Genomic DNA, 390 nt, shown 5'->3' with positions numbered 1-390 from the left:
CACCGTGCGGGTTCGACCCCCGCCCTCGGCACCATATGCGCCCGTAGCTCAATTGGATAGAGCGTTTGACTACGGATCAAGAGGTTAGGGGTTCGACTCCTCTCGGGCGCGTTTTCTTTCGGGAAGTGGCTCAGCTTGGTAGAGCACCTGGTTTGGGACCAGGGGGTCGCAGGTTCAAATCCTGTCTTCCCGATACTTGTTTGGGGCCTTAGCTCAGCTGGGAGAGCGCCTGCCTTGCACGCAGGAGGTCAGCGGTTCGATCCCGCTAGGCTCCACCATTAGTTCTTTGAAAACTGAACGAAACAAACAACGTGAAACGTCAATTTTTATTTTTAGATGCTAGACAAACTAACTTTATTGGAGAGTTTGATCCTGGCTCAGGATGAACGC

The 390-nt window shown here is 52.8% G+C and carries 3 tRNA genes; all 3 read left to right on the top strand.

The features are described 5' to 3' along the window. Positions 1 to 37: 37 nt before the first annotated feature. The 3 genes from MR170_RS31200 to MR170_RS31190 all read left to right on the top strand — a co-directional run bounded on the left by MR170_RS31200 (position 38) and on the right by MR170_RS31190 (position 278). Positions 38 to 111: transfer RNA gene (locus MR170_RS31200), tRNA-Arg, on the top strand. An 8-nt stretch (positions 112 to 119) separates the two neighbouring features. After that, positions 120 to 193 (top strand) — tRNA-Pro (locus tag MR170_RS31195). A 9-nt stretch (positions 194 to 202) separates the two neighbouring features. Continuing rightward, a tRNA-Ala gene (locus MR170_RS31190) sits at positions 203 to 278 on the top strand. Positions 279 to 390: the final 112 nt, after the last annotated feature.

The organism is Bacillus cereus group sp. BfR-BA-01524 (assembly GCF_022662595.1).
Classification (GTDB): domain Bacteria; phylum Bacillota; class Bacilli; order Bacillales; family Bacillaceae_G; genus Bacillus_A; species Bacillus_A thuringiensis_S.
This window is presented reverse-complemented; position numbering and strand designations above follow the sequence as displayed.